Here is a 21,239-nt window from a genome sequence, read left to right as displayed (position 1 = left end):
ACTTACATTCCTTTCGCTACTTTATAACGTTTGATAGCTAGTGTAGTACACTCAAAAACGCCTCGCCCAATGCATTTCCCTAGCTCTGTAATAGGTCCAGCATACGGTAAAAGTTCCCCTTTTTGAGTAGCTGCTATAAGTAAACTGTCCGTGGAGGTTCCAGTTGCAAGTGTATTTGTTATAGAGTCTCTTACATCTTCGTTTTGAAGAGCTTTTGTTTTTGCTTCTGTCGCTGTAATCATGGCTTGAATGAATGCTTCGTCAGATAATTTCCCATTGACAATTATCCAGGTATTAATCGTGCCTACATAAGGTTCATCTTCACGTTCAAATGCTTTTGACACATCCACTGCATTTCCTACGCCCGCTGTAACGGCAATGATAATGGATCCAAAAGTTCCATCATACTCTTCAATGACCACATGTTTCGTTTGAACAGCCGTCATCATTCCCACTGTATCTGTTGTCGGAAATCCTTGTGCTTGCAGATAATCAAACATCTCATTTGTGCTATCGTCACATTCATAATCAGCTTTTACATGACGATTAACAAACGTACGGTACCAACCAAACCCCGGATTTACAACTGCTGATGATACTGTTTTTAATGGGAAGTTTGCTTGCATGACCACATACTCATTTGACACTGCAAAATGGTCTTTCTTAATGATGTGCTCTTCCTGCAATTCACTCAAATTTGGCAATAATGTAATTTGTGGTTTCGGTTGTTCTGGATGTGGGTGGCTTCTTACCCGAGCTTTGTAGACACTTTCTAGCTGTTTTTGTTTTAGTACCGCATGCGGTTCACCAATTATTTTCACTTCGCCATCTTCCATTAATAACAACCGATCGCAATACAAGGAAGCTAAATTTATGTCATGAAATACTGAGATGATTGTTAATCCATTCTTAGTGGCTTGCATTCTAATCGTGTCTAACAATTGTTGTTGATGTGCGATATCTAAATGGTTAGTTGGCTCGTCTAGTAATAACACTTTTGCTTGCTGTGCAAGTGCTTGCGCCACAAAAACACGTTGTTGTTCTCCTCCAGAAAGTTGATCGAGATAAACATGCTCATACATTTTCACGTCGGTTAGCTGCATTGCATCTTGAATTGCTTGCTCGTCTTTCTCAGACCAAGATGAAAAGAATCCACTTTGATGAGGGTATCTCCCAAGAGAAATCGTGTCTCGCACTGTATATGAAAAAGCATGTCCGTGTAATTGAGGTAACACAGCCATATGCTTAGCGAGTTCTTTTGTAGTATATGTTTCGATTGGTTTGCTACCTAATTTGACCGTACCTGCTTTCAAAGGAAGTACACCACTAATGATTTTCAATAAGGTCGACTTTCCACTCCCATTTGGACCTAATATCCCAAGAACTTCCCCTTTAACAACATGAAAAGACACGTCTTTTACAACCGGTGAGTCGTGATAACCACCTGTTAATCCTTCGACTTTTAGCATGATTACGCACCCACCTTTCTTCGTTGTTTCCAAAAAATAAACGCAAACACTGGTGCACCAATAAAGGCTGTAATTACGCCTATTGGTAGCTCAGACGGTGAAATTATGGTTCGTGACACTAAGTCACAAATAATGAGTAATGACGCACCATTTATAAATGATAAGGGTAATACATGACGATGATCCGATCCCCACAACATACGTGTCATATGTGGAACGACGAGACCAACAAAGCCAATGGTTCCAGAAACCGATACCGCAGCACCAGTTAAAATCGAACCTCCTGTTAAAATCATCATTTTACGTCGTTTCACATTTACACCTAAATGCATGGCACGTTCCTCGCCAAAAACTAATGCATTAAGCTCGCGTCGATTTAGCCATAATAGTAAAAAACCGATCGTCATAAACGGTAATGCCATTGTGACATAGGGCCAACCTCGCATTGACACACTACCAAGCAACCAGCCAATAATTTGACGGAGCTCTTCACCTGAAAGTGAAATCATAAGAGAGATGACAGATCCCAAAAATGCACTAAATATTATTCCTGTGAGAATGATCGTTTCCATCTTCATCGCGCGGTCTATGAGCTTGGCAAAACTCATAACAGTAACCATAGTTAAAAAAGCACCGAGCATACTGAAAACTGGCAATGTGAACAAGCCTAGAAAGGGTACAGAAATTCCGAAAAAGAGTGTCACCACGGCGCCAACTGAGGCACCGGACGACACTCCTAACGTATATGGATCCGCTAATGGATTTTTCAACAATCCTTGGAAAGCTGCTCCCGCTATAGCAAGTGATGCACCAACTAAACCAGCTAGCACAACACGAGGTATGCGAATATTCCAAAGTATGTTTGATGCAGCTTCATCCATGTCAGGATTCCACAAGACTTGCACAGGAATCGAAACCGATCCAGCCGTTACCCCAACCAGCACAGCAGCAATCAGTACGAATACAGAAGCTACATAGGCAAACCAGGTTTTATTCACTGAAGACCTCAGGATGAATTGCTTTTGCCAATTCTAATAAGCCTTCTGTTAAACGAGGACCTTGACGACTTGTCGTATCACCATCCACATCCATTACTGCCTTGTTTTTCACAGCTGTAACTGTACCAAAACCTTCACGAGCCAAAACTTGCTCCGCTGCATCTGGTACATAGTTTCCGTAAGTTGTTAATATTACATCCGGATTACGCTTTACAATTTCTTCAGGGTCCATCATGATCCAACCTTCTAGATCTGATGCAATATTTTCTGCGTTCAATATTTCGATCATTTCGTTCATAAATGTGTTTTTACCTGCTGTATAAATTTCTGGAGCTGGAGATATTTCCGCAAATACTTTTTTCTTCGTTTCAATGGTTGAAGCCTTTTCTTGAATCGTTGCTACTTCATCCTTCATTGTTTGTACCATTTCTTCAGCTTCTTTAATCTTACCTGTCGCTTGGCCAATAGTAGCCATCGTGTCATACACTTCATCAAAACTTACTGCAGATTTCACAACATACACGTTTAACCCTGCATCACGCAATTGTTTAATTCCAGCCTCACCTACTCCGAGACCTGATTCATGTGCAAGTACTAAATCTGGATTTAAAGAAATAATTTTTTCTACATTAAATTCTTGTCCACCAATTTTTTCTTTAGAAGCAACTTCTTCTGGGTAGTTATCGTAATCCGAAACGCCCACTACTTCTTCTTCTAAGCCAAGAGCATACAAAATTTCTGTATTGCTTGGAATCATTGAAACGATTGCTTTTGGTGCTTCTTCCAAGGTAATTTCATTATCAGTGACATCCTTAATTGTTAGAGGAAATTGGGAAGCCTCTTGTCCAATTTCTGTATCTTGTGTTTTGCTGTCTGCAGGTTTTGCTTCTTCCTGCCCACATGCTGTTAATAATATCGCTGCAAGCGCAGTTGCGAGCCATAATTGCCAAATCTTTTTCATTGTTGATTTCCTCCTTGATGTTTATGTTTTTGGACACAAAAAAATCCTCCGCTTTTTGTCGGAAGATGGTTGGTTGAATTTAGGCTTTTGCTAAAATGAGCACGAGCTGATTCACACCATTCCTATCCTCGTAGGGTTGCGGGTGTTGCGCACGTAGGCAGGTCTCATGGCTTGTGATCAGTGGTTGGCGCGTCTTCCCAAAGCTAAGTTTGCTTCAGTGACTTGATGCGCCTCCTCTCACATACAGTGGCGGGACCGCGTCGGATTTGAACCGACTTCCCTTTTAACTCTGCGATTGAAGCAGAGCACCTTCGTGTTGGGGCTATGTAATTCATTTTTCATTATACAGGATTTCTGATGGGTGTCGAGAAGGTTTTTGTGGGTGACTCGGATTGCGTGAAATTGAAGATTTCACCATTTCGCGGGTGGATATCTGGAATTCAAGTTGCGTTATCTGCATTTCATGAGGCTTTATCTCGAATTCGAATACGTTTATCTAGATTTCGCATTCACTTATCTGAATTTCGTTAAATTTGCATGCGGTGCCGGGCGCAAAAAAAGCCATTCCACATCTTTCGAGTGAAATGGCTTTGGTTATTAAAATTACATTTTTTCAGGTGCGCTTACACCAATCAGACGTAGGGCATTTGCGATAGTTGTGCGGACTGCCGTAATAAGAGCTAGACGTGCACGTGTCATGTCTTCGTTCGTTGCATCCAATACTTTTTCTGCATTGTAGAAACTATGGAAGGTTGCTGCAAGTTCTTGGATGTATGTCGCAACGCGGTGTGGTGAGCGGATTTTCGCTGCATCAGCCACAACTTGCGGGAAGTCACCCACTTTCTTCAGAACATCTATTTCTTTTTCAGCTTTTAATAAATCTAATTGAGCATTCGAAGCGCTGAATCCTTGCTCTTCAGCAGAACGTAAAATCGAGCTGATACGCGCGTGCGCATACTGTGCATAATACACAGGATTTTCATTTGATTGTGAGACAGCTAAATCTAAATCGAAGTCCATATGTGAATCGCCAGAACGCATCGCGAAGAAGTAACGAACGGCATCCAAACCAACTTCTTCAACAAGTTCACGCATCGTGACCGCTTTACCAGTACGTTTACTCATCTTCATTTTTTCGCCGTCTTTATACAATTGAACCATTTGAATAATGCTTACTTCAAGCGTATCTCGATCATATCCAAGTGCTTGGATTGCCGCTTTCATACGTGGGATGTAACCATGGTGGTCCGCTCCCCAAATGTTGATTAATTTATCAAAACCGCGTGCAATTTTGTCTTCATGATATGCAACATCAGGTGTTAAGTAAGTGAATGAACCGTCGTTTTTAATCAGCACACGGTCTTTGTCATCGCCAAATGTTGTCGAACGGAACCAAGTTGCGCCTTCTTCTTCAAATACGTGACCATTCGCACGTAATTTATCCAAAGCGACTTCAATCTTGCCGTTTTCGTATAGAGAAGTTTCTGAATACCACTCATCAAAGCTAACTCGGAAATCGGCTAAATCTTTTTGAAGTTTTGCAAGTTCCACTTTTAGACCATGTGAACGGAAGAATGCAAAGCGTTCTTCAGCAGATTTCTGAAGCAATGCATCGCCATGCTCGCTTGCCATCTCTTTTGCGATATCAATGATATCTTGACCGTGATAGCCATCTTCAGGCATGTCAGCATCTTGACCCAATGCTTGCTTGTAGCGCGCTTCCAATGAATGTGCCAAGTTGTTGATTTGGTTCCCGGCGTCATTGATATAGTATTCACGTGACACGTCATAGCCTGCAAAATCCAATACATTACATAATGAATCTCCGACTGATGCACCACGGGCATGCCCTAAATGCAAATCACCTGTTGGATTCGCCGAAACGAACTCCACTTGAATTTTTTCACCAGCGCCAGCTTTTGAACGGCCATAATCAGCACCTTGTTCCAAGACAGCTTTCACCACGTCCGCCAAGTAATCTTTGCGAATTGAGATGTTCATAAATCCTGGACCGGCAATTTCGATTTTCTCGATAACTGTGCCAGTTGTATCAAGGTTTTCCAAAATAGCTTCAGCAATAGCACGAGGTGGCTTCTTCGCAAGCTTCGTCAGCTGCATCGCAATGTTTGTAGCATAATCGCCATTCGCTTTATCACGTGGGGATTCCAAATGAATGCCAGGCATTCCTTCCGAATCAGTTAATTCGGCTTTCAATATAGCTTTCTGTAATGCTTCTTTAATGGATTGTTGAACTTGTTCTACTGCGTTCATTGCGATCCCTCCGTGTAATGAAATTCAAGTGTGTATTCGCCAACGGGTTGCCCGCTCACGTCTAAATCATATTGAACGACAAAATGGCCGTCGTGTTCATTTTGCTCAAACGTCATCTGCCGTGTATTGGTTGTCACCATCAACATGCCATATTCGCTATCGTAACTGCCTGTCTGCTCTGAGTCCTTAATAAAAGGGAGACGCATATTAATTCCGCCGCTTCGCAGTACCAGGGCTTCGGTTTCACCCATTTTGACAGTGGTGTTCACATCTTTGTCATCTTGAACTTCCGCATATTTTAAATAGGATGACTCATCTTTTTCAATCAAAGTGCCAGTTGCCCATAATTCATAGATTTCCGGTTCTTCATTAGGTTGCCGGATGGTCGTTTTCAACCTTACTTTTACTTTTGTATTCATAACAAGTCCACCCGCTTCCTTGTGATTTTGTTTAATTTCCTTACCAAGGAAATGTCTTTTACGCTTTTCTATGTCTAGCTTCAAGCGCCAGGCCGCACCTAAGCTTCAGTTCCTCAGGCGAAAGTGAACTTTCGCATCGGACCTTCCAGCGCCGGCGTCGACCTAAAACGGCGCTTTACGCTTTTCTATAACCTTTTTATTATAAGTGATTTATATACTTTATTTCAAATGTCGTTTTAAAGGACATCGCTATTGTAATAATTTGTTAAAATTTACTTAATCGTTTTTTTAGGTATGTTATACTAACGCTAGAATTTCTCACGGAGGAAAAGTCATGCTTTTCGAATTACTTATTAACTTTTGTATTTTATTCACTTTCGCGGTTTTGTCCTATTGGCCCTTCCAAGATGTTGTGCGATCGAATTTCCCTTTCCCGAAAACACATCCTTATATCATTGGAATTATTGCTGGATTGGCTGGTTTTATCTTGATGGAATCCGCTGTCAATCTGTCTGATTTGATTATACTTGATGCAAGACACGTAGTAATTGTGATTTCCGGAATTTTTGGCGGACCGATTGCTCCTATCATCAGCGGACTGATTATTGGTGTGACACGGATGTTTATCATGGAGGAATTCACTACGACTGGAATTCTTGCAGGATTGAACGTTATCCTCATGGGAATTGTGATTGGGGCGTTCAGTTTTAAATATAGGATGACATTTAGAAATGCTCATCTTTATTTTTATTATGCAACTGCTCAAACTGCTCTTTTAATCGTCTATATCATGTATCCAGCATTGAATAACGTTCACGAAGTCCTGTACTATATCATTTATTCCGCCTTTTCATTCTTTACTGTACTGTTCATTTTAATCGAATTAAACGAGCATTTTAAGAAAATCCGTCATACTGAATTATTATCAGAGACCGATTATCTGACTGGTCTTTATAATAATCGCAAATTCCATCAGCTGACACATTCTTACATTACAGAATCAACCAAGCCTTTCAGCATGATTTCCATCGATATCGATTCTTTCAAAAAAGTGAATGATATTTACGGTCATCCAGCGGGCGATGAAATATTAAGGGAACTTGGCAAGCGTCTGAAGGATCTCGTTTCGGAAAATGAGGGATACGTCACACGAAATGGCGGCGAACAATTTGCCGTATTGATTGCTAATTCCCCTCCTGCAATGGGACTTTATCTAGGTGAACGCATACGCTCCTGTGTGGCAAACACCCCATTCCTCGTTTCAGATAACCTGGAAGTTTCAATTACGGTGTCCGTGGGAGTAAGTTCCTATCCGGATAATGGCTCAACGATTCAGGAACTTTATAGTGCTGCTGATTCAGCTATGTATGAGGCGAAAGCGAACGGACGTAATCGCGTCTTTCATTTCACAAATAAAAAAGCGTGATGCTTCTCAGAAATGAGAGCATCACGCTTTTATTATTGCCTAGCTCCAAGCGCCAGCTCGCACCTCCGCTTAGGCCCACAGGATGGGTCATGAAGGCGTTCCGACACGAGGCTAGGAACTTAGCCTTCCGGTGTGTCTGCAGTTACTTGGCACACAGTAAACTTTGCTTCCAACGTCGGAGTCGAGCTAGAGTGGCGCTTTACGCATTTATTTTACCCAGCCTAAAAGCATTTCACGGATGAGTTTGCTTGCAGTGTTTGCAGTTTGTTCAGATGAATCGTAAATTGGCGCTACTTCCACTAAGTCGAAGCCAACGACGTTTACGTCGGAACCTGCAATCGCATGGATAGACGCCAGTAATTCACGAGATGTAATACCTCCGCAGTCGACTGTTCCAGTACCTGGTGCGTGTGCAGGATCAAGTACATCAATGTCGATTGTTACGTATACTGGACGTCCTGCCAATGTTGGCAACACTTCTTTTAACGGCTCCAGCACTTCAAATTTTGAAATGTGCATGCCGTTTTCTTTTGCCCAGACAAATTCTTCTTTCATGCCTGAACGAATACCGAATGAGTAAACATTTTTTGGACCGATGTGATCGGCGATTTTACGAATTGGTGTGGAGTGTGAAAGTGCTTCTCCTTCGTAAGATTCACGTAAATCAGTATGTGCGTCCATGTGAATGATTGCCAAATCCGGATACTTTGCAGCGACAGCTTTCATAACTGGCCAAGACACTAAGTGCTCGCCACCCATTCCGACTGGAACTTTTCCGTCAGCTAACAATTTTGTCACGAACGTTTCGATTTCGTCCAAACTTTTTTGCGGGTTCCCGAAAGGTAACGGAATATCCCCTGCATCGAAGTAATTTACTTCGTCAAGGTCACGATCCAAATACGGACTGTATTCTTCAAGGCCGATTGACACTTCACGAATACGTTGTGGACCGAATCGTGAACCTGGACGGTAGGAAACTGTCCAGTCCATCGGCATGCCGTAAATGACAGCTTGTGATTCGTCGTAATTTGGATGACTTTTAATAAACACATTGCCTGAATAGGCTTCATCAAATCTCATTAATTATTCCCCCGCTAAATCTTTCACGAACTTCGGTAACACGAATGCTGCTTTATGCAATTCTTTCGTGTAGTATTTCGTGTCGATTTCGTGGAAACGTGCATCTTCTACTGTCAAAGGATCGTATTTTTTCGATCCAAGTGTGAAGCACCAAAGACCACTTGGGTACGTAGGGATGTTTGCCGTATATAAACGAGTGATAGGGAAAATTTCTTTCACGTCTTTTTGAACTTGCTTGATTAAATCTGGTGTGAACCAAGGGTTGTCCGACTGTGCAACGAAAATTCCATCTTCTTTTAGCGCTTTTGAAATACCTGCATAGAAGCCTTTTGTGAACAAGTTCACTGCTGGACCTACAGGTTCTGTTGAATCTACCATGATGACATCGTATTGGTTCTCAGATTCAGCAATGTGCATGAAACCGTCTCCTACTTGTACATCGACACGTGGGTTTTCCAATTCTGATGCGATTGTTGGTAAATATTTTTTCGAGTACTCAATCACTTTGCCATCGATGTCTACAAGTGTCGCTTTTTTCACTTGTGGGTGTTTCATGATTTCACGAATTACCCCACCGTCTCCGCCACCGACAACTAAAACGTTCTCTGGGTTTGGATGTGTGAATAAAGGCACGTGTGCCACCATTTCATGGTATACGAATTCGTCTTTTTCCGAAGTCATTACCATGCCGTCCAGGAATAACATATTGCCCCATTCAGCCGTTTCCGCCATTTCGAGCAATTGGAAATCCGTTTGCTCCGTATGCAAGGTACGGTTCACCTTCATCGTAATGCCAAAGTTCTCGGTTTGTTTTTCTGTAAACCAAAATCCAGCCATAATGCATTCTCCTTTACTTACGAGGTTAGTGGATCCGTTCCCGGCATGTAGCGAAAGTGAACGCGGTCTGCCGAAAAACAAATACAGAAAAAGTATAGATGTTTTTGACAAAAGTGCAACTATTATTTCTTAACAGTTCTATTTTTGATTTGGTAACAGAATCATTTAGCTGCCTAAAAATGATATACCACTCGTTTTTGCATTTGTCATTTTCTCTATTCACGCGTTTAATCCTCCCATGAATTTACCATACTACTAAAAAGTATGGATGAACGGAGTGAAAGCAATTGCGACGAGCTGACTTACAACAAAAAAAACGAAAGCACCAAAAGCTTCGATCCGTTATCTGGTACTCCATTGTGTCAATCAGTGCATTGTGCACTATTCTTTTGGCATTGCGTATATATGCACAAATTCTTGGTCCACCATCTCTTGCCGTCCCTCAAGCAACCGTGTTTTTAGATCGCAACGGTCATTCCATCGGGGACCGTTTTGCCGAGCAAAGACGCTACTGGGTGAAGTTAGAGGAGATGTCCCCTTTTATAAGTGACGCCATTTTGGCAGTTGAAGATCAGGAATTTTACGAGCATCATGGTTTCGATTACACACGAATTGCGACGGCTTTATTAAAAGATGTAAAAGCCATGAAAAAAGTGGAGGGCGCGAGTACCATTACTCAGCAGTATGCCCGAAATCTATATTTAACCCATGATAAAACTTGGACTCGTAAAGCGAAAGAAGCTCTGTTTGCTTACCGCATGGAAACCTTTTATGAGAAAGATGAATTGTTGGAAGGTTATTTAAACACGGTGTACTTCGGTCATGGCATGTACGGAGTGGAAGCCGCAAGCCGCTTTTATTTTGGCAAGCCAAGTAAGGACCTGACGTTGGCTGAATCAGCTTTGCTCATTTCGATTCCAAAAGGTCCGAGTATTTATTCACCGTTGATCAATGAAGAGAACGCCTACAAACGCCAAAACATAGTCCTTGGCTTAATGGAATCACAGGAAATGGTATCAACAGAAGCCGTGCGACGTGCACGTGATGAGCAAATTGTTTTGAAAAATGAGGAATGGAAGGGAACTAAATCGGTAGCACCTTACTTCCTCGACGAAGCATGGGCTGAAGCGGATCGTATTTTAGCCAAAAAAGGACGCGCCATCGCTGAAGGTGGCTGGACAATCGAAACCACGTTGAACACCCAACATCAAAAAGTCGCAGAAGAAGTAGTCGCTGACTGGATGCCGAAAGACAGCCTGGAAGTAGGATTTGTCAGTATGGAACCTGAAACAGGTTATGTAACGGCATTAATCGGTGGGCGCTCTTATTCGGAAAGTTCATTTAACCGTGTGACTCAGGCAAAACGCCAACCTGGATCCACCATCAAACCACTGTTATATGCAGCGGCTCTTGAAGAAGGGTTCTCCCCTTTGACATTCCTTGAGAGCGAGCGCACCATTTTCACGTATGACAATGGCCGTTCGCAATACGAGCCTAAAAATGTTAACGGCGAGTTTGCGAATCATCCGATTTCATTGGCACAGGCAATAGCCATTTCAGATAATATATATGCCGTAAAAACACTTGAGAAGGTAGGCTATAAACCGTTTGAATCGTTATTAAAGCGCTTAGGAGTTGAAACATCCGTGCAGGAAACGCCAGCAATGGCACTCGGCACGTCCGAAGTGACTTTGAAAGACTTGACTGGCGCTTTTAATAAAATAGCGAATGGCGGCATCGATCAACCGTTTCGGACCGTGCTATCAATTAGAGACAGTCATGGCGAAGTCGTTTTTGAAGCAGACCCGAAAGAACGGGATGATGATGACCGTGTCATGTCAGCTCAAGATGCGTTTATTTTAACGCACTTAATGACCGGCATGTTTGACCCCGTTTTCAACGATTATGCGCCGGCAACCGGATTGTCGATTCGCGGAAAACAAACGCGACCATATGCGGCCAAATCGGGAACGACGATTTCCGATCAAGTACTCGTTGGATATACCCCAACTTTAACAACGGGTGTTTGGAATGGATATGACGCCGGCAAGCAGCTCCAGCTAGCAGAAGACAAACAAGCAACGAAAAATATTTGGATTGATTACATGGAGAGAGTTCATCAAGGCGTAACCGCCGAACCATTCTTGCCTCCTAAAGGTGTGACCGGTGTCATTGTGGATATCGAAACTGGCGGTCTGGCAGTTTCAGCCTGTACGAAACAGCGCTTAATGTATGTAAAAAAAGAAGACATACCAAAACGGCTTTGTACCGATCCGAAGCTACAGAAACAATTGTTGGAAGATGTGAAAACAAATGAGGATGCCGATGAAGTTATTGAAATGGATAGCGACGATCCATGGTCACTGTTCCCGTTTTCTTTCTTTAGAAACGATGATGACGATTAAGGTTTATTCCCTTTCAATCAGAGTTTATTTCTTTACAGCCATTTTCTCCCAACAAAAATACCCCTCGAATGAACTTTTCGAGGGGACCAATAAGGCTTTTCCAATAACTATTAAAAACAAATAAAAAAGCTTTCTCTTTCTCGGAAATGATTATCCGATGAAACAGAAAGCTTTTTTCTTGGTTGGCGCTGACATGAGAAACATGAGGCATTTGGCTTGGGTTTGACACAAATGTCTCACGGCGCTCATGTACAGACGCGTTTCCAATTGTCCTAGCTCACTTTTTGTCAGCTATGTTTCAAGTGTACTTGCTTTTTTCGACATATTCAACCATTGAACAGAGGTGCATGAAAATGTCACATTTTGTACAACTGTTTGACAATATTAGGAATTCAATTCATGATGAAGTTTTTCTTCACTACGTGCCCACATTTCTGGGTTATGCGATTGTAAAAAGTCCCGCAATATTTCCTTAGATGAATCGTCCATTTGGTCAACAATGATATGACGTTTCATTGATTTGTCCATCTTGTTTACGTGGTCAGCCAGAATCTTGAATCCTCTGCGCTTTTCACGGTTGATGACCATTTCACATCCGGTCACGCCTGCATAGTAGGGTCCTGTTGCTTTGTGGTCAATGGTAACCCATACAAGCCAAAATAATTTACCACCTTCAGAATCTTCACGATTCGTTGTGAATTTGATCCCGCGTTCCGTATCGCTTCTTGCATGCATGGCACCAATTTCAACTTTGGCGGTTTTTTCTTCGACGTCAATGATGACCGGTGATACATGTTCAAGTGTCAAAGAACCTACACCGAAACCACCGTGACCATCTGTTGGATCATTTTTTATGATTGTGAATCCAAGCTTTTGTTTTGGTTTTTCTTCATTTGTCATACGCTAGTCCCCTCCGTTCTGTTATTATAACGAATAGATAAAATTTTGTGAAAGAGGAGGAACTCCAGTGCCATACGTAACTGTAAAAATGCTTGAAGGTCGCACAGACGATCAAAAACGCGCGCTTGTAGAAAAAGTAACCGCTGCTGTTGCTGAAACAACAAATGCTCCTGTTGAAAACGTAGTTGTCTTTATCGAAGATATGCCAAAAAATCATTACGCAGTAGCTGGAAAGCTGTTTAGCGATAAATAAGTAAATAATGCGGATTCCCGCTTTATTATGATTGACCTAAGCTGATTACATTAGACCATGTAATCAGCTTTTTTCATTGGCCAATTTATGTGCGCAAACGTTTGGGTTAACCGACAAAGTGTTTATATTAAAGGTCATTATTTTTATAAGTTTCAAATAGGGGAAGCGACCTTATAGTCTGTTTTATTAATACAATAATATAGGCAGGTGACTTCTTTTCCATCTAACCTTTCCAATATCAATTTTTTATCGAATTTGTATTGGAATCCACATTTCTCATTGACCCTTTTAGAGTTATGATTGAAATCATAATGTCCACACCAAATGATATCTAGGTTTAATTCTTCAAATCCATATTTTAGTAAGCCATTTACAGCTTCAGGGACAAATCCATTCCCCCAATAATTAGGATTTAAGACATATCCTATTTCTTTTTGACTTAAGTGTGATAATAGTTCATCTGGCTTTCTGTCATGAAGTCCTATTCCGCCGATCACCTTATTTTCAGAAATAAGTTCTATTGCATACGTATCTTTACTTGCAATAAACATTTGAATAATATCTTTGCTTTCTTTCTCATCTTTATGAGGTTTCCAACCTGCGTTTGGTCCAACCAAATCACTTTTTGCATACTCATATAAATCTTTATAGTCGGTCTCTTTCCATTCTCTCAATAATAATCTTTTGGTAAAAATTCTTTGCATATTATTACCCCTTTTCACTTTTTACAATTATAGGATAAAACCCTATTAAAAGGTGCATTTTTAGAAAAAGAAAAAGCAGAGAGAATTCATATGTGAATTGCTCTGCTTTTATATGTTTTCATATGTGTTACTGAATACACATTTGAAGATTCTTGATAAAGTCAAAGGCCGCTTCAATTTCTGTTTCCGTAAAATTCAATTTCCCTTTAACGACATGCAATTTCTCTACTTGTTCTGTGCGTTCTAGATGGTCGAAGTATAACAAAGTTGAGACCATTTCAAGAAAGCGTGAACTTTTATCATTCAAGCGCTCTATACATAAATCGAGCTTTGGATGATTGCCATCCACTGTTGATAAAAACTGACTTCCTTCTTCGGTACATGCGTACGTATATTGCACGTACGACCCTTTGTCTTCTTTTTTCTCAGACAAGAACGCCATATTGCATAATTCCTCTACACGTAAAGTCAGCTCTTCTGAATAAGGCCCATACATGTGGAATTGGTATTTTTCCTGGAATGGAAAGTTCATTTTCTTCGCAATGTACACCATTTTTTGGAGCTTCTTACGCCCCATTACTTCTCCCGCCAGCGTGATGAACTGGACAATTTTCGCATGTTCCTCTAACAATTAAGGCAACCTCCTATTCTATGCTTGTCCGTAAAGCAACTCTAAAATTTTCTTCTTCACGGCTTTTTTCTTTGTATCTTCTGTCAATAAATCTTCGGGGAAGTACAATTTATGATCCGTTCTTCGTTTGCCTGAAATGGCTTCAACGATTTCAGAAGACCTCGATAGCTCACGTAGTTCATTGTTTGGCATCAATAAATGAATCGGCACACGTTCGCCTTCCTCACCTGGTCGATAAAAATCATATGGCAAGTCTGATGACGAATCGAATACCAAATAGTAAGCAGGGCTGATGCCCGCTTTATGAAACAATTTCTCGAGTTCCGCCAGTTTCCTGTAATCCTTTGCCGGGTCAAATTCAATGTATTGGAATAAACGACGATTCACAAAGCGGTCGCATAGATCAGCGAGAATGTCATCTTCTTCGTGCACCCATTCCTGGAAGTACGTCATAACAATGCCTTCGTCGAGTGCAATGTAATCAGCCAATGAAAACGTTTGATCAAAGAACGTCTTGAAATGACGCGGTTCATACGCGAAAGTGTAACCACTCTCACTCAGTTCTTTGGCACGGTGAAGTGCTTTCGTTAGAATTACTTCCGCACTGCGGGACACCGGATGGAAATACACTTGCCAGTACATTTGGTAGCGACTCATGATGTAATCTTCTACCGCATGCATGCCGCTTTGTTTAATGACGACTTGATCTTCGCGCGGGCGCATGACACGTAAAATACGCTCCATATCAAAATGACCGTAACTTACGCCTGTAAAATACGCATCACGTTGTAAATAATCCATGCGATCTGCATCGATCTGGCTAGAAATTAAACTTACCGCTTGTTTATTGCCGTATGTTTTGGCAATGACATCGGACACATGTTGGGGAAATTCCGGAGCCACACGTTTTAGTATTTCATTTACTTCAGTGTCTCCAAGTAGAATAGCCTGCGTGAATTTCTCATGGTCCAGATCAAATACATGTTCAAACGCATGTGAAAATGGACCATGACCGAGATCATGAAGAAGTGCTGCACAAAGAACCACCAGTCTCTCAGATTCATCCCATTCAGGTCGGCCTGTAAATATATCGTCAATGATGCGTCTTACAACTTCGTAAACGCCCAGTGAGTGGTTGAAGCGGCTATGTTCAGCCCCGTGGAAAACGAGATACGTTGTGCCGAGTTGTTTGATACGTCGCAATCTCTGAAATTCTCTCGTGCCAATCAAATCCCAAATCACTTGATCGCGGACATGTATGTATCGGTGTACCGGGTCTTTAAATACTTTTTCTTCAGCCAACTTTTGCGTTGCATAACTCACATGGACACCTCTTCTCATTAGAAAAGCGAAAAGCGCAACTCTAGCTCGACGCCGGCGCTGGAAGAATGAAAGGCGAATTTTTCGCCTTTCCGACCCCTAAAGGGGCCAGCGAGCTGGCGCATATAGCTAGACAAAATGACACTTTTATATTAATTTCTTCTCTTATATTTACCTTTTATTATAAAGAAAAAGCCTCCTTCAGGGAAGGCGGCGAAAGTATGAATAGCTATTTTTAAACTTTTAATCGAAGTAGCGAGATTATGCCTTTAGCTTGGCGCGTACCTTATCCATTAATTCGTCTTCAGAAAGCGCTGCTACAGGTCGGTTGTTTACAAACGCGAATGTTTTTTTACGTCCTGGACCGCAGTAAGACTGACACGCAATATCAATCGATGCGTTAGGATCGATTTCTTTTAACTTAGGAATTAATGTTTTTAAATTTACGGCCTGACAATCATCGCAAACTCTGAATTCGTTTGCCATTTGCCAACAACCCTTTCTTTTTGAGAGTAAAAGTCTACAGGTCATTGTATCTTATTTTTCCATACTGATTCAAGTGAATCTAAATGTTGAATGAATAAAACCTGCGAATCTTGTACAAGCTTGAAGTAGAACAGCAAAACTATTAACAATTCAGGAGGGACATTTATGGTAAAAATTAGACAAGATGCTTGGTTAGATGAAAATGATGAATTATTGGCAGAAACCGTGCTGCGACACGTTCGCGAAGGGAGTACGCAATTAAATGCATTTGAAGAAGCAGGAGATGCCTTGAATCGAACAGCAGCGGCTTGCGGATTTCGTTGGAATGCAGTTGTAAGAAGAGAATACGAGAAAGACTTGCGTGAAGCAAAAAAAGACCGCAAGCAAAAAATGCGTGTGCTTGGGAAAGAATACCGTCGCAGAGGGCAATCTCTGTTTCTCGTAGGCAGCGAAGAACAACCACAGGAACGCGTTCAAATTCCGTTATCGTCTCTATCACTTGACGTGGTCATCGCCTACTTGTTACGTCTGCAACAAAATGGTACTGGCGAAGGCGAATCTCATCGCTGGCGCGCATTACTATCTCATTCTCAAGAAAAAATCAAGCAATTAGAACGTGATATCGCGAGATTGGAAAATGAGAACTCGACGATTCGCGAAGATTACGAACAGTTTGTTCACATCATGAACCGGGCTCGCCGTTTAGTGACTTTGAATGATGATGCTGAAAACATCTCACCTGTATTCCAAATGGAACGTAATGGTAATCTAGTAGMGAAAGAACCACCAATCAACTGATTGGTGGTTTTCTGTTTTGTAGTGTTCTATCGATTGTCTATTCACGGTTTTGTTGACTCTATCGTTTCCTATTTTCAGTCAGTACATCAAAAAAACTACTACAGCGAATAGTCATGGACGTTCATATATATCTAGTAGGCTTATGCCTCTATTTTAGCCAACATTTTTTGATTGCGTTCAACGACTCGGGTTAAGTAGTACATATATAAATCCGTTTCTTCTGACTGCAGTGATTGCATGTGAACATTTCGCATCAAATGGTTCATTAATCGTTGCGCATGAATGACGGTATCTTGAACGGTTACAGTTTCTCCGATGATTTCGCTGACCGAAGCCATAACTTCTGGCACAATCATCGGATAAACAAATTTAGTTTGTTCACCTTTCAATCCTGCTTCGTAAAAGTCACGAATCAAAGTTGCACGCTCTGCTCCGCTCCCTTCAATACATAAATAAATTTGAACCGCTATGCCATGACGTAATCGTCTTTGTGAAATGCCAGCGAATTTCTTGCCCCCTACACTCAAATCATAAGAACCTGGACAGTATGAACCTACAATTTCATATGCCTCTATCGAATCAGCTATTTGCGGAAACAGATGGCGAACGAATTCGAGCATGATATCATATCCCGCATTGATATCTATTGCATTATTCTTTTCAGAAACAACGATCGAGATATTCAGAACCCCACTGTCTAACACAACGGCAAGTCCACCCGAGTTTCGGACGATGGATTGAAAACCATGTTCCTGCAATACATCACGCCCATCTCCGATATGAGGTAGGCGGTGATCTTGAATCCCGAGAACTACTGTATTTTCGTGTACCCACGTTCGGATGGTCGGAAGGGATTCGCCTTTTCCAACTCGTTCACACAACATATCGTCCGCTGCAAACGATTCAAGAGCGGATTTCGATCTGCCGCTCATGGACTGATCCCAAAATCGCCATTCTTTATTTACAAATAAGTCATTAAACCCAGACATCTTTATTCCCCTGCCATAACGCTTTGAGCTGCGGTCATTAATACTAATTTATACACATCATCAGACGAACAGCCGCGAGATAAGTCATTCACGGGCATATTCAATCCTTGTAATATAGGACCAATCGCTTCAAATCCGCCAAGTCTTTCCGTTAGTTTGTAGCCAATATTCCCTGCTTCAAGTGAAGGGAAAACAAAAACATTCGCATCACCTTGAATACTTGAACCGGGTGCTTTCTTCTTCGCCACTGCAGGTACAAATGCTGCGTCAAATTGAAATTCTCCATCAATAATGACTGAAGGTGCTTTTTCTTGCGCGAGCTTCGTGGCTTCGACTACTTTTTGGGTTTCTGGTGAAACGGCAGACCCTTTTGTCGAGAAGGACAGCATCGCTACTTTCGGCTCGATTCCGAACGCTTTCGCCGTTTTGGCACTTTCCACAGCGATTTCAGCTAAGTCTTCACTTGTCGGTGCAATTGTAATGGCACAGTCGGCAAATATATAACGCTCGTCCCCACGCACCATAATAAATGCCCCACTTGTTTTGGACACGCCAGGTTTTGTTTTGATAATTTGCAATGCAGGGCGTACTGTTTCAGCTGTCGTATGCGCTGCACCGCTTACCAAGCCATGGGCATAACCTGTGTAAACAAGCATTGTGCCAAATGAATTGACGTCTTTCAGTTGAATGCGCGCTTGTTCTGGCGAAGATTTACCATTACGGCGTTCCACGAATTTCTCAATGAGTTCATCAAGCTTTTCGAAATGAACTGGATCGATTACTTCGATTCCCGTCAAATCAATCCCAGCTTGCGTCGCTGCTACTTTCACCAAATCATGTGAACCCACTAAAATGGGCGTCACAATTCCTTCGTTATGCAATTTAATTGCGGCTTGAAGTATACGCTCGTCCGTTCCTTCAGGTAAAACAATTCTTAACTGCTTATCGGTAATGTTTTTTTTGATTTCATCAAATAAATTCGTCACACGGCATCCGTCCTTTCGGTATGTAAAGGTTGTTTTTTTAGTTAAGTTAATTGTGTTTCTTCGCTTATGTTGGTGTCTAGCTACGCAGGGTAGACCTCACCTAAGCTTAGGCCCACAGGATGTGGGGCATGAAGGCGTTCCGACACGATGTCGGGATTTTAGCCTTCCTTCCATTTCTCATGCGAATGCAGGCATTCGAATCGCTTGCTCCTGCGGTTACTCGTCGCAAAGAAAATCTTGCTCCTGTGGTTACTCGTCGCAAAGAGAATCTTCTCTCCAGCGCCGGTGTAGGTCTTTCACACCCTGCTCCGCTTTTCTATATGTCTAGCTACAAGCGCCAGCCTGCACCTAAGCTTCAGTCTCTCTTGCGAAAGCGGGCTTTCGCATCGAGCCTTCCAGCGCCGGAGTCAGGCTAGATTGGCGCTTTCCGCTTTTCCCTTCATAATAACACGAATTTGTCATATCTCATCATGTATGAATGGTGAGAATATAGGTTTCTTAAAGGCTTTATGCTAAACTTAACTTGAATATTTAATTAGATGAAGGAGTGTCCCATACATGAATGAAGCAGCGCAAACTTTAGATGGTTGGTACGCATTACATGATTTTCGCACGATGGATTGGACATCTTGGAAACAATTATCAGCTGAGGATCGTACAGCAGCTGTTAATGAGTTTTTAGGATTTTTAGAAGAATTAAATGTTGCACATGAAGCGAAAACTGGCAGTCATGCTTTCTACACAGTTATTGGTCAAAAAGCAGATTTTATGCTGATGACATTACGCGAAACGATGGATGAGCTTCAACAAATTGAAGCGAAGTTCAATAAATTAACGATTGCTGAATACACGGTTCCTTCATATTCATACGTTTCTGTTGTGGAGCTTTCAAACTACTTGGCAGGCGAATCCAATGAAGATCCTTATCAAAATCCGCATGTTCGTAGTCGCCTATATCCAGAGCTTCCACGTTCTCAATATGTTTGTTTCTACCCAATGGACAAGCGTCGTGAAGGCAATGACAACTGGTATATGCTATCGATGGAAGACCGTAAATCGATGATGCGCAGCCATGGCATGATTGGCCGTGGATACGCTGGAAAAGTGAAACAAATCATCAGTGGTTCTATCGGATTTGACGACTTTGAATGGGGTGTTACGTTGTTCTCAGATGACGTCCTTCAATTCAAAAAATTAATTTACGAAATGCGTTTTGACGAAGTAAGTGCACGTTTTGGTGAGTTTGGCTCATTCTTCGTTGGAACATTGCTAGATGCAGACAAAACTACTGAATTTTTAACTGTATAAAACACAGGGCTACGCAAAAATGCGTAGCCTTTTTTGTTCTAAATTCCCAAGTGCTACGTATAATAAGTTGCGAGGAGGTTGTGCTGTGGCGGTAATCCAGGCAACTGAAAAAGATATTGAAACTCTTGCCCGTTTAATGCGTGCAGAGGCAGAGGGTGAAGGCAAGGAAGGAATGCTTATGGTCGGTAACGTCGGTGTGAATCGAGTGCTTGCGACTTGTCTTGATTTCAATGATATTCGCAACGTGCAGCAAATGGTTTTTCAGAGTCCAGGTGGATTTGAAGCGACGACTAAATCTTATTTCTACCAACGTGCCCGTGAACAAGACAAGGCACTTGCCCGTCGTGTGATTGCTGGTGAACGTTTCCACCCTGCTACACGTTCTTTATGGTTTTTCGAACCACCGGGGGGATGTCCTCCCACATGGTATAACCAAGCGAACACAGGTCGTTATAAATCTCATTGCTTCTTTTCGCCTAGCCCCTCCGATTGCCCAAATCTTTAAAATGGAAAGGATGATTTCTTGGTACAATATTATTGGAATCCTGCTTATGCTCAACAAATGCAACAACCGCAACAACAAATGATGCCTCAACAACAAATGCAACCTTCTACATTACCCGCAGGAGGACGCCCAACTTCTCCACCAGCTGGTGAAGAATCCTACATCGAAAACATTTTACGTTTAAACAAAGGCAAACTTGCGACTGTCTATTTAACATTCGAAAACAATCGTGAATGGAATGCCAAAGTTGTGAAAGGCATCATCGAAGCAGCAGGCCGTGATCATTTAATTGTCAGTGAGCCAGGGACAGGAAAACGTTATTTAATTCCATTGATTTATTTGGATTACGTAACGTTTGATGAAGAAATCAATTACTTTTAATCTTCAATGAAAGAAAGTGGAACTAGGTCTCTAACTTGGAACTTATTTTTCAAATATTCATTTGCTTATAAAAAATGCCCTTCCACTTTGTTTTGTGAAAGGGCATTTTGAT

Annotated in this window: 22 protein-coding genes and 1 riboswitch; of the genes, 8 read left to right on the top strand and 14 right to left on the bottom strand. The window is 41.7% G+C overall.

Features of this window, described 5'->3' with window-relative positions; genetic code table 11:
- Positions 1 to 2: 2 nt before the first annotated feature.
- The 5 genes from AC1DSL_RS00745 to AC1DSL_RS00725 form a co-directional block, all read right to left on the bottom strand.
- Positions 3 to 1,469, bottom strand: a complete 1,467-nt coding sequence (locus tag AC1DSL_RS00745; protein ID WP_477530855.1) for an adenosylcobinamide amidohydrolase — start codon at positions 1,467 to 1,469, stop codon at positions 3 to 5.
- A 2-nt stretch (positions 1,470 to 1,471) separates the two neighbouring features.
- Positions 1,472 to 2,467 (bottom strand): FecCD family ABC transporter permease, encoded by a 996-nt coding sequence (locus AC1DSL_RS00740; protein WP_342542186.1) that lies wholly within the window; start codon positions 2,465 to 2,467, stop codon positions 1,472 to 1,474.
- On the bottom strand, positions 2,460 to 3,428 hold the full coding sequence (locus AC1DSL_RS00735) for an ABC transporter substrate-binding protein (protein ID WP_477530854.1): 969 nt from the start codon (positions 3,426 to 3,428) through the stop codon (positions 2,460 to 2,462). The genes AC1DSL_RS00740 and AC1DSL_RS00735 overlap by 8 nt, the downstream gene beginning before the upstream one ends.
- Positions 3,429 to 3,567: 139 nt before the next feature.
- A riboswitch (cobalamin riboswitch) is annotated at positions 3,568 to 3,756 on the bottom strand.
- A gap of 275 nt (positions 3,757 to 4,031) precedes the next feature.
- Entirely contained in the window at positions 4,032 to 5,699 is a 1,668-nt protein-coding gene (gene argS, locus AC1DSL_RS00730; protein ID WP_477530853.1) for an arginine--tRNA ligase, read from the bottom strand.
- Complete coding sequence (locus AC1DSL_RS00725; RefSeq protein ID WP_477530852.1) at positions 5,696 to 6,118, bottom strand: YwiB family protein; 423 nt, start codon at positions 6,116 to 6,118, stop codon at positions 5,696 to 5,698. The genes argS and AC1DSL_RS00725 overlap by 4 nt, the downstream gene beginning before the upstream one ends.
- Before the next feature lie 334 nt (positions 6,119 to 6,452).
- Between AC1DSL_RS00725 and AC1DSL_RS00720 the strand changes: the two genes are divergently transcribed.
- Positions 6,453 to 7,544, top strand: coding sequence for a diguanylate cyclase (locus tag AC1DSL_RS00720; protein WP_477530851.1), 1,092 nt, complete (start codon positions 6,453 to 6,455; stop codon positions 7,542 to 7,544).
- A 207-nt stretch (positions 7,545 to 7,751) separates the two neighbouring features.
- Here AC1DSL_RS00720 and speB read toward each other — a convergent pair whose 3' ends face one another.
- A complete protein-coding gene (speB, locus tag AC1DSL_RS00715; protein WP_016428310.1) occupies positions 7,752 to 8,624 on the bottom strand; it encodes an agmatinase in 873 nt (290 codons plus the stop codon).
- Positions 8,625 to 8,627: 3 nt separating this feature from the next.
- Positions 8,628 to 9,461 carry a spermidine synthase gene (gene speE, locus AC1DSL_RS00710; protein ID WP_016428311.1) on the bottom strand — a complete coding sequence of 278 codons (834 nt, stop codon included), beginning with the start codon at positions 9,459 to 9,461 and terminating at the stop codon, positions 8,628 to 8,630.
- A gap of 287 nt (positions 9,462 to 9,748) precedes the next feature.
- On the opposite strand from speE, the gene AC1DSL_RS00705 reads away from it, so the two are divergent.
- A complete protein-coding gene (locus AC1DSL_RS00705; protein ID WP_016428312.1) occupies positions 9,749 to 11,866 on the top strand; it encodes a transglycosylase domain-containing protein in 2,118 nt (705 codons plus the stop codon).
- 384 nt (positions 11,867 to 12,250) lie between these two features.
- Here the strand turns inward: AC1DSL_RS00705 and AC1DSL_RS00700 are convergent, their stop codons facing one another.
- Positions 12,251 to 12,766, bottom strand: coding sequence for a YwhD family protein (locus tag AC1DSL_RS00700; RefSeq protein WP_016428313.1), 516 nt, complete (start codon positions 12,764 to 12,766; stop codon positions 12,251 to 12,253).
- A 67-nt stretch (positions 12,767 to 12,833) separates the two neighbouring features.
- On the opposite strand from AC1DSL_RS00700, the gene AC1DSL_RS00695 reads away from it, so the two are divergent.
- The gene (locus AC1DSL_RS00695) at positions 12,834 to 13,019 is read left to right on the top strand and encodes a 2-hydroxymuconate tautomerase (RefSeq protein WP_016428314.1); all 186 of its coding nucleotides are present in this window, start codon (positions 12,834 to 12,836) and stop codon (positions 13,017 to 13,019) included.
- 152 nt (positions 13,020 to 13,171) lie between these two features.
- Here the strand turns inward: AC1DSL_RS00695 and AC1DSL_RS00690 are convergent, their stop codons facing one another.
- The 3 genes from AC1DSL_RS00690 to AC1DSL_RS00680 form a co-directional block, all read right to left on the bottom strand.
- Positions 13,172 to 13,723: a GNAT family N-acetyltransferase gene (locus AC1DSL_RS00690; protein WP_477530850.1), complete on the bottom strand. Its 552-nt coding sequence runs from the start codon at positions 13,721 to 13,723 to the stop codon at positions 13,172 to 13,174.
- A gap of 127 nt (positions 13,724 to 13,850) precedes the next feature.
- On the bottom strand, positions 13,851 to 14,354 hold the full coding sequence (locus AC1DSL_RS00685) for a YwgA family protein (RefSeq protein WP_477530849.1): 504 nt from the start codon (positions 14,352 to 14,354) through the stop codon (positions 13,851 to 13,853).
- Between the two features lie 18 nt (positions 14,355 to 14,372).
- The gene (locus AC1DSL_RS00680) at positions 14,373 to 15,677 is read right to left on the bottom strand and encodes an HD domain-containing protein (RefSeq protein WP_477530848.1); all 1,305 of its coding nucleotides are present in this window, start codon (positions 15,675 to 15,677) and stop codon (positions 14,373 to 14,375) included.
- Positions 15,678 to 15,742: 65 nt separating this feature from the next.
- Here AC1DSL_RS00680 and AC1DSL_RS00675 point away from each other — a divergent pair, with 65 nt between their 5' ends.
- Positions 15,743 to 15,913: a hypothetical protein gene (locus AC1DSL_RS00675; protein WP_155974209.1), complete on the top strand. Its 171-nt coding sequence runs from the start codon at positions 15,743 to 15,745 to the stop codon at positions 15,911 to 15,913.
- 22 nt (positions 15,914 to 15,935) lie between these two features.
- On the opposite strand, the gene AC1DSL_RS00670 is transcribed toward AC1DSL_RS00675, so the two are convergent.
- Complete coding sequence (locus AC1DSL_RS00670; RefSeq protein WP_016428318.1) at positions 15,936 to 16,160, bottom strand: YuzB family protein; 225 nt, start codon at positions 16,158 to 16,160, stop codon at positions 15,936 to 15,938.
- A 165-nt stretch (positions 16,161 to 16,325) separates the two neighbouring features.
- Here AC1DSL_RS00670 and AC1DSL_RS00665 point away from each other — a divergent pair, with 165 nt between their 5' ends.
- Positions 16,326 to 16,958: an RsfA family transcriptional regulator gene (locus tag AC1DSL_RS00665; RefSeq protein WP_477530847.1), complete on the top strand. Its 633-nt coding sequence runs from the start codon at positions 16,326 to 16,328 to the stop codon at positions 16,956 to 16,958.
- Between the two features lie 140 nt (positions 16,959 to 17,098).
- Here the strand turns inward: AC1DSL_RS00665 and lipL are convergent, their stop codons facing one another.
- Positions 17,099 to 17,947 carry an octanoyl-[GcvH]:protein N-octanoyltransferase gene (lipL, locus tag AC1DSL_RS00660; protein WP_477530846.1) on the bottom strand — a complete coding sequence of 283 codons (849 nt, stop codon included), beginning with the start codon at positions 17,945 to 17,947 and terminating at the stop codon, positions 17,099 to 17,101.
- A 2-nt stretch (positions 17,948 to 17,949) separates the two neighbouring features.
- Positions 17,950 to 18,933, bottom strand: coding sequence for a phosphate acetyltransferase (pta, locus tag AC1DSL_RS00655; protein ID WP_477530845.1), 984 nt, complete (start codon positions 18,931 to 18,933; stop codon positions 17,950 to 17,952).
- Positions 18,934 to 19,491: 558 nt separating this feature from the next.
- Here pta and hemQ point away from each other — a divergent pair.
- The 3 genes from hemQ (at position 19,492) to gerQ (ending at position 21,127) form a co-directional block, all read left to right on the top strand.
- Entirely contained in the window at positions 19,492 to 20,241 is a 750-nt protein-coding gene (gene hemQ, locus AC1DSL_RS00650; RefSeq protein ID WP_477530844.1) for a hydrogen peroxide-dependent heme synthase, read from the top strand.
- Positions 20,242 to 20,326: 85 nt separating this feature from the next.
- Positions 20,327 to 20,746 (top strand): cell wall hydrolase, encoded by a 420-nt coding sequence (locus AC1DSL_RS00645; protein WP_342542198.1) that lies wholly within the window; start codon positions 20,327 to 20,329, stop codon positions 20,744 to 20,746.
- Positions 20,747 to 20,764: 18 nt separating this feature from the next.
- A complete protein-coding gene (gene gerQ, locus AC1DSL_RS00640) occupies positions 20,765 to 21,127 on the top strand; it encodes a spore coat protein GerQ (RefSeq protein WP_342542199.1) in 363 nt (120 codons plus the stop codon).
- Positions 21,128 to 21,239: the final 112 nt, after the last annotated feature.

The sequence above is a fragment of the Paenisporosarcina sp. P4_D4 genome (assembly GCF_056401835.1).
This window is presented reverse-complemented; position numbering and strand designations above follow the sequence as displayed.

What these genes read in the sequence shown, in the direction of transcription:
- AC1DSL_RS00745 (WP_477530855.1), bottom strand. Translation starts at nt 1,469, where the DNA reads ATGCTAAAAGTCGAAGGATTAACAGGTGGTTATCACGACTCACCGGTT.
- AC1DSL_RS00735 (WP_477530854.1), bottom strand. Translation starts at nt 3,428, where the DNA reads ATGAAAAAGATTTGGCAATTATGGCTCGCAACTGCGCTTGCAGCGATA.
- argS (WP_477530853.1), bottom strand. Translation starts at nt 5,699, where the DNA reads ATGAACGCAGTAGAACAAGTTCAACAATCCATTAAAGAAGCATTACAG.
- AC1DSL_RS00725 (WP_477530852.1), bottom strand. Translation starts at nt 6,118, where the DNA reads ATGAATACAAAAGTAAAAGTAAGGTTGAAAACGACCATCCGGCAACCT.
- AC1DSL_RS00720 (WP_477530851.1), top strand. Translation starts at nt 6,453, where the DNA reads ATGCTTTTCGAATTACTTATTAACTTTTGTATTTTATTCACTTTCGCG.
- speB (WP_016428310.1), bottom strand. Translation starts at nt 8,624, where the DNA reads ATGAGATTTGATGAAGCCTATTCAGGCAATGTGTTTATTAAAAGTCAT.
- speE (WP_016428311.1), bottom strand. Translation starts at nt 9,461, where the DNA reads ATGGCTGGATTTTGGTTTACAGAAAAACAAACCGAGAACTTTGGCATT.
- AC1DSL_RS00700 (WP_016428313.1), bottom strand. Translation starts at nt 12,766, where the DNA reads ATGACAAATGAAGAAAAACCAAAACAAAAGCTTGGATTCACAATCATA.
- AC1DSL_RS00690 (WP_477530850.1), bottom strand. Translation starts at nt 13,723, where the DNA reads ATGCAAAGAATTTTTACCAAAAGATTATTATTGAGAGAATGGAAAGAG.
- AC1DSL_RS00675 (WP_155974209.1), top strand. Translation starts at nt 15,743, where the DNA reads ATGAAAGGCGAATTTTTCGCCTTTCCGACCCCTAAAGGGGCCAGCGAG.
- AC1DSL_RS00670 (WP_016428318.1), bottom strand. Translation starts at nt 16,160, where the DNA reads ATGGCAAACGAATTCAGAGTTTGCGATGATTGTCAGGCCGTAAATTTA.
- lipL (WP_477530846.1), bottom strand. Translation starts at nt 17,947, where the DNA reads ATGTCTGGGTTTAATGACTTATTTGTAAATAAAGAATGGCGATTTTGG.
- hemQ (WP_477530844.1), top strand. Translation starts at nt 19,492, where the DNA reads ATGAATGAAGCAGCGCAAACTTTAGATGGTTGGTACGCATTACATGAT.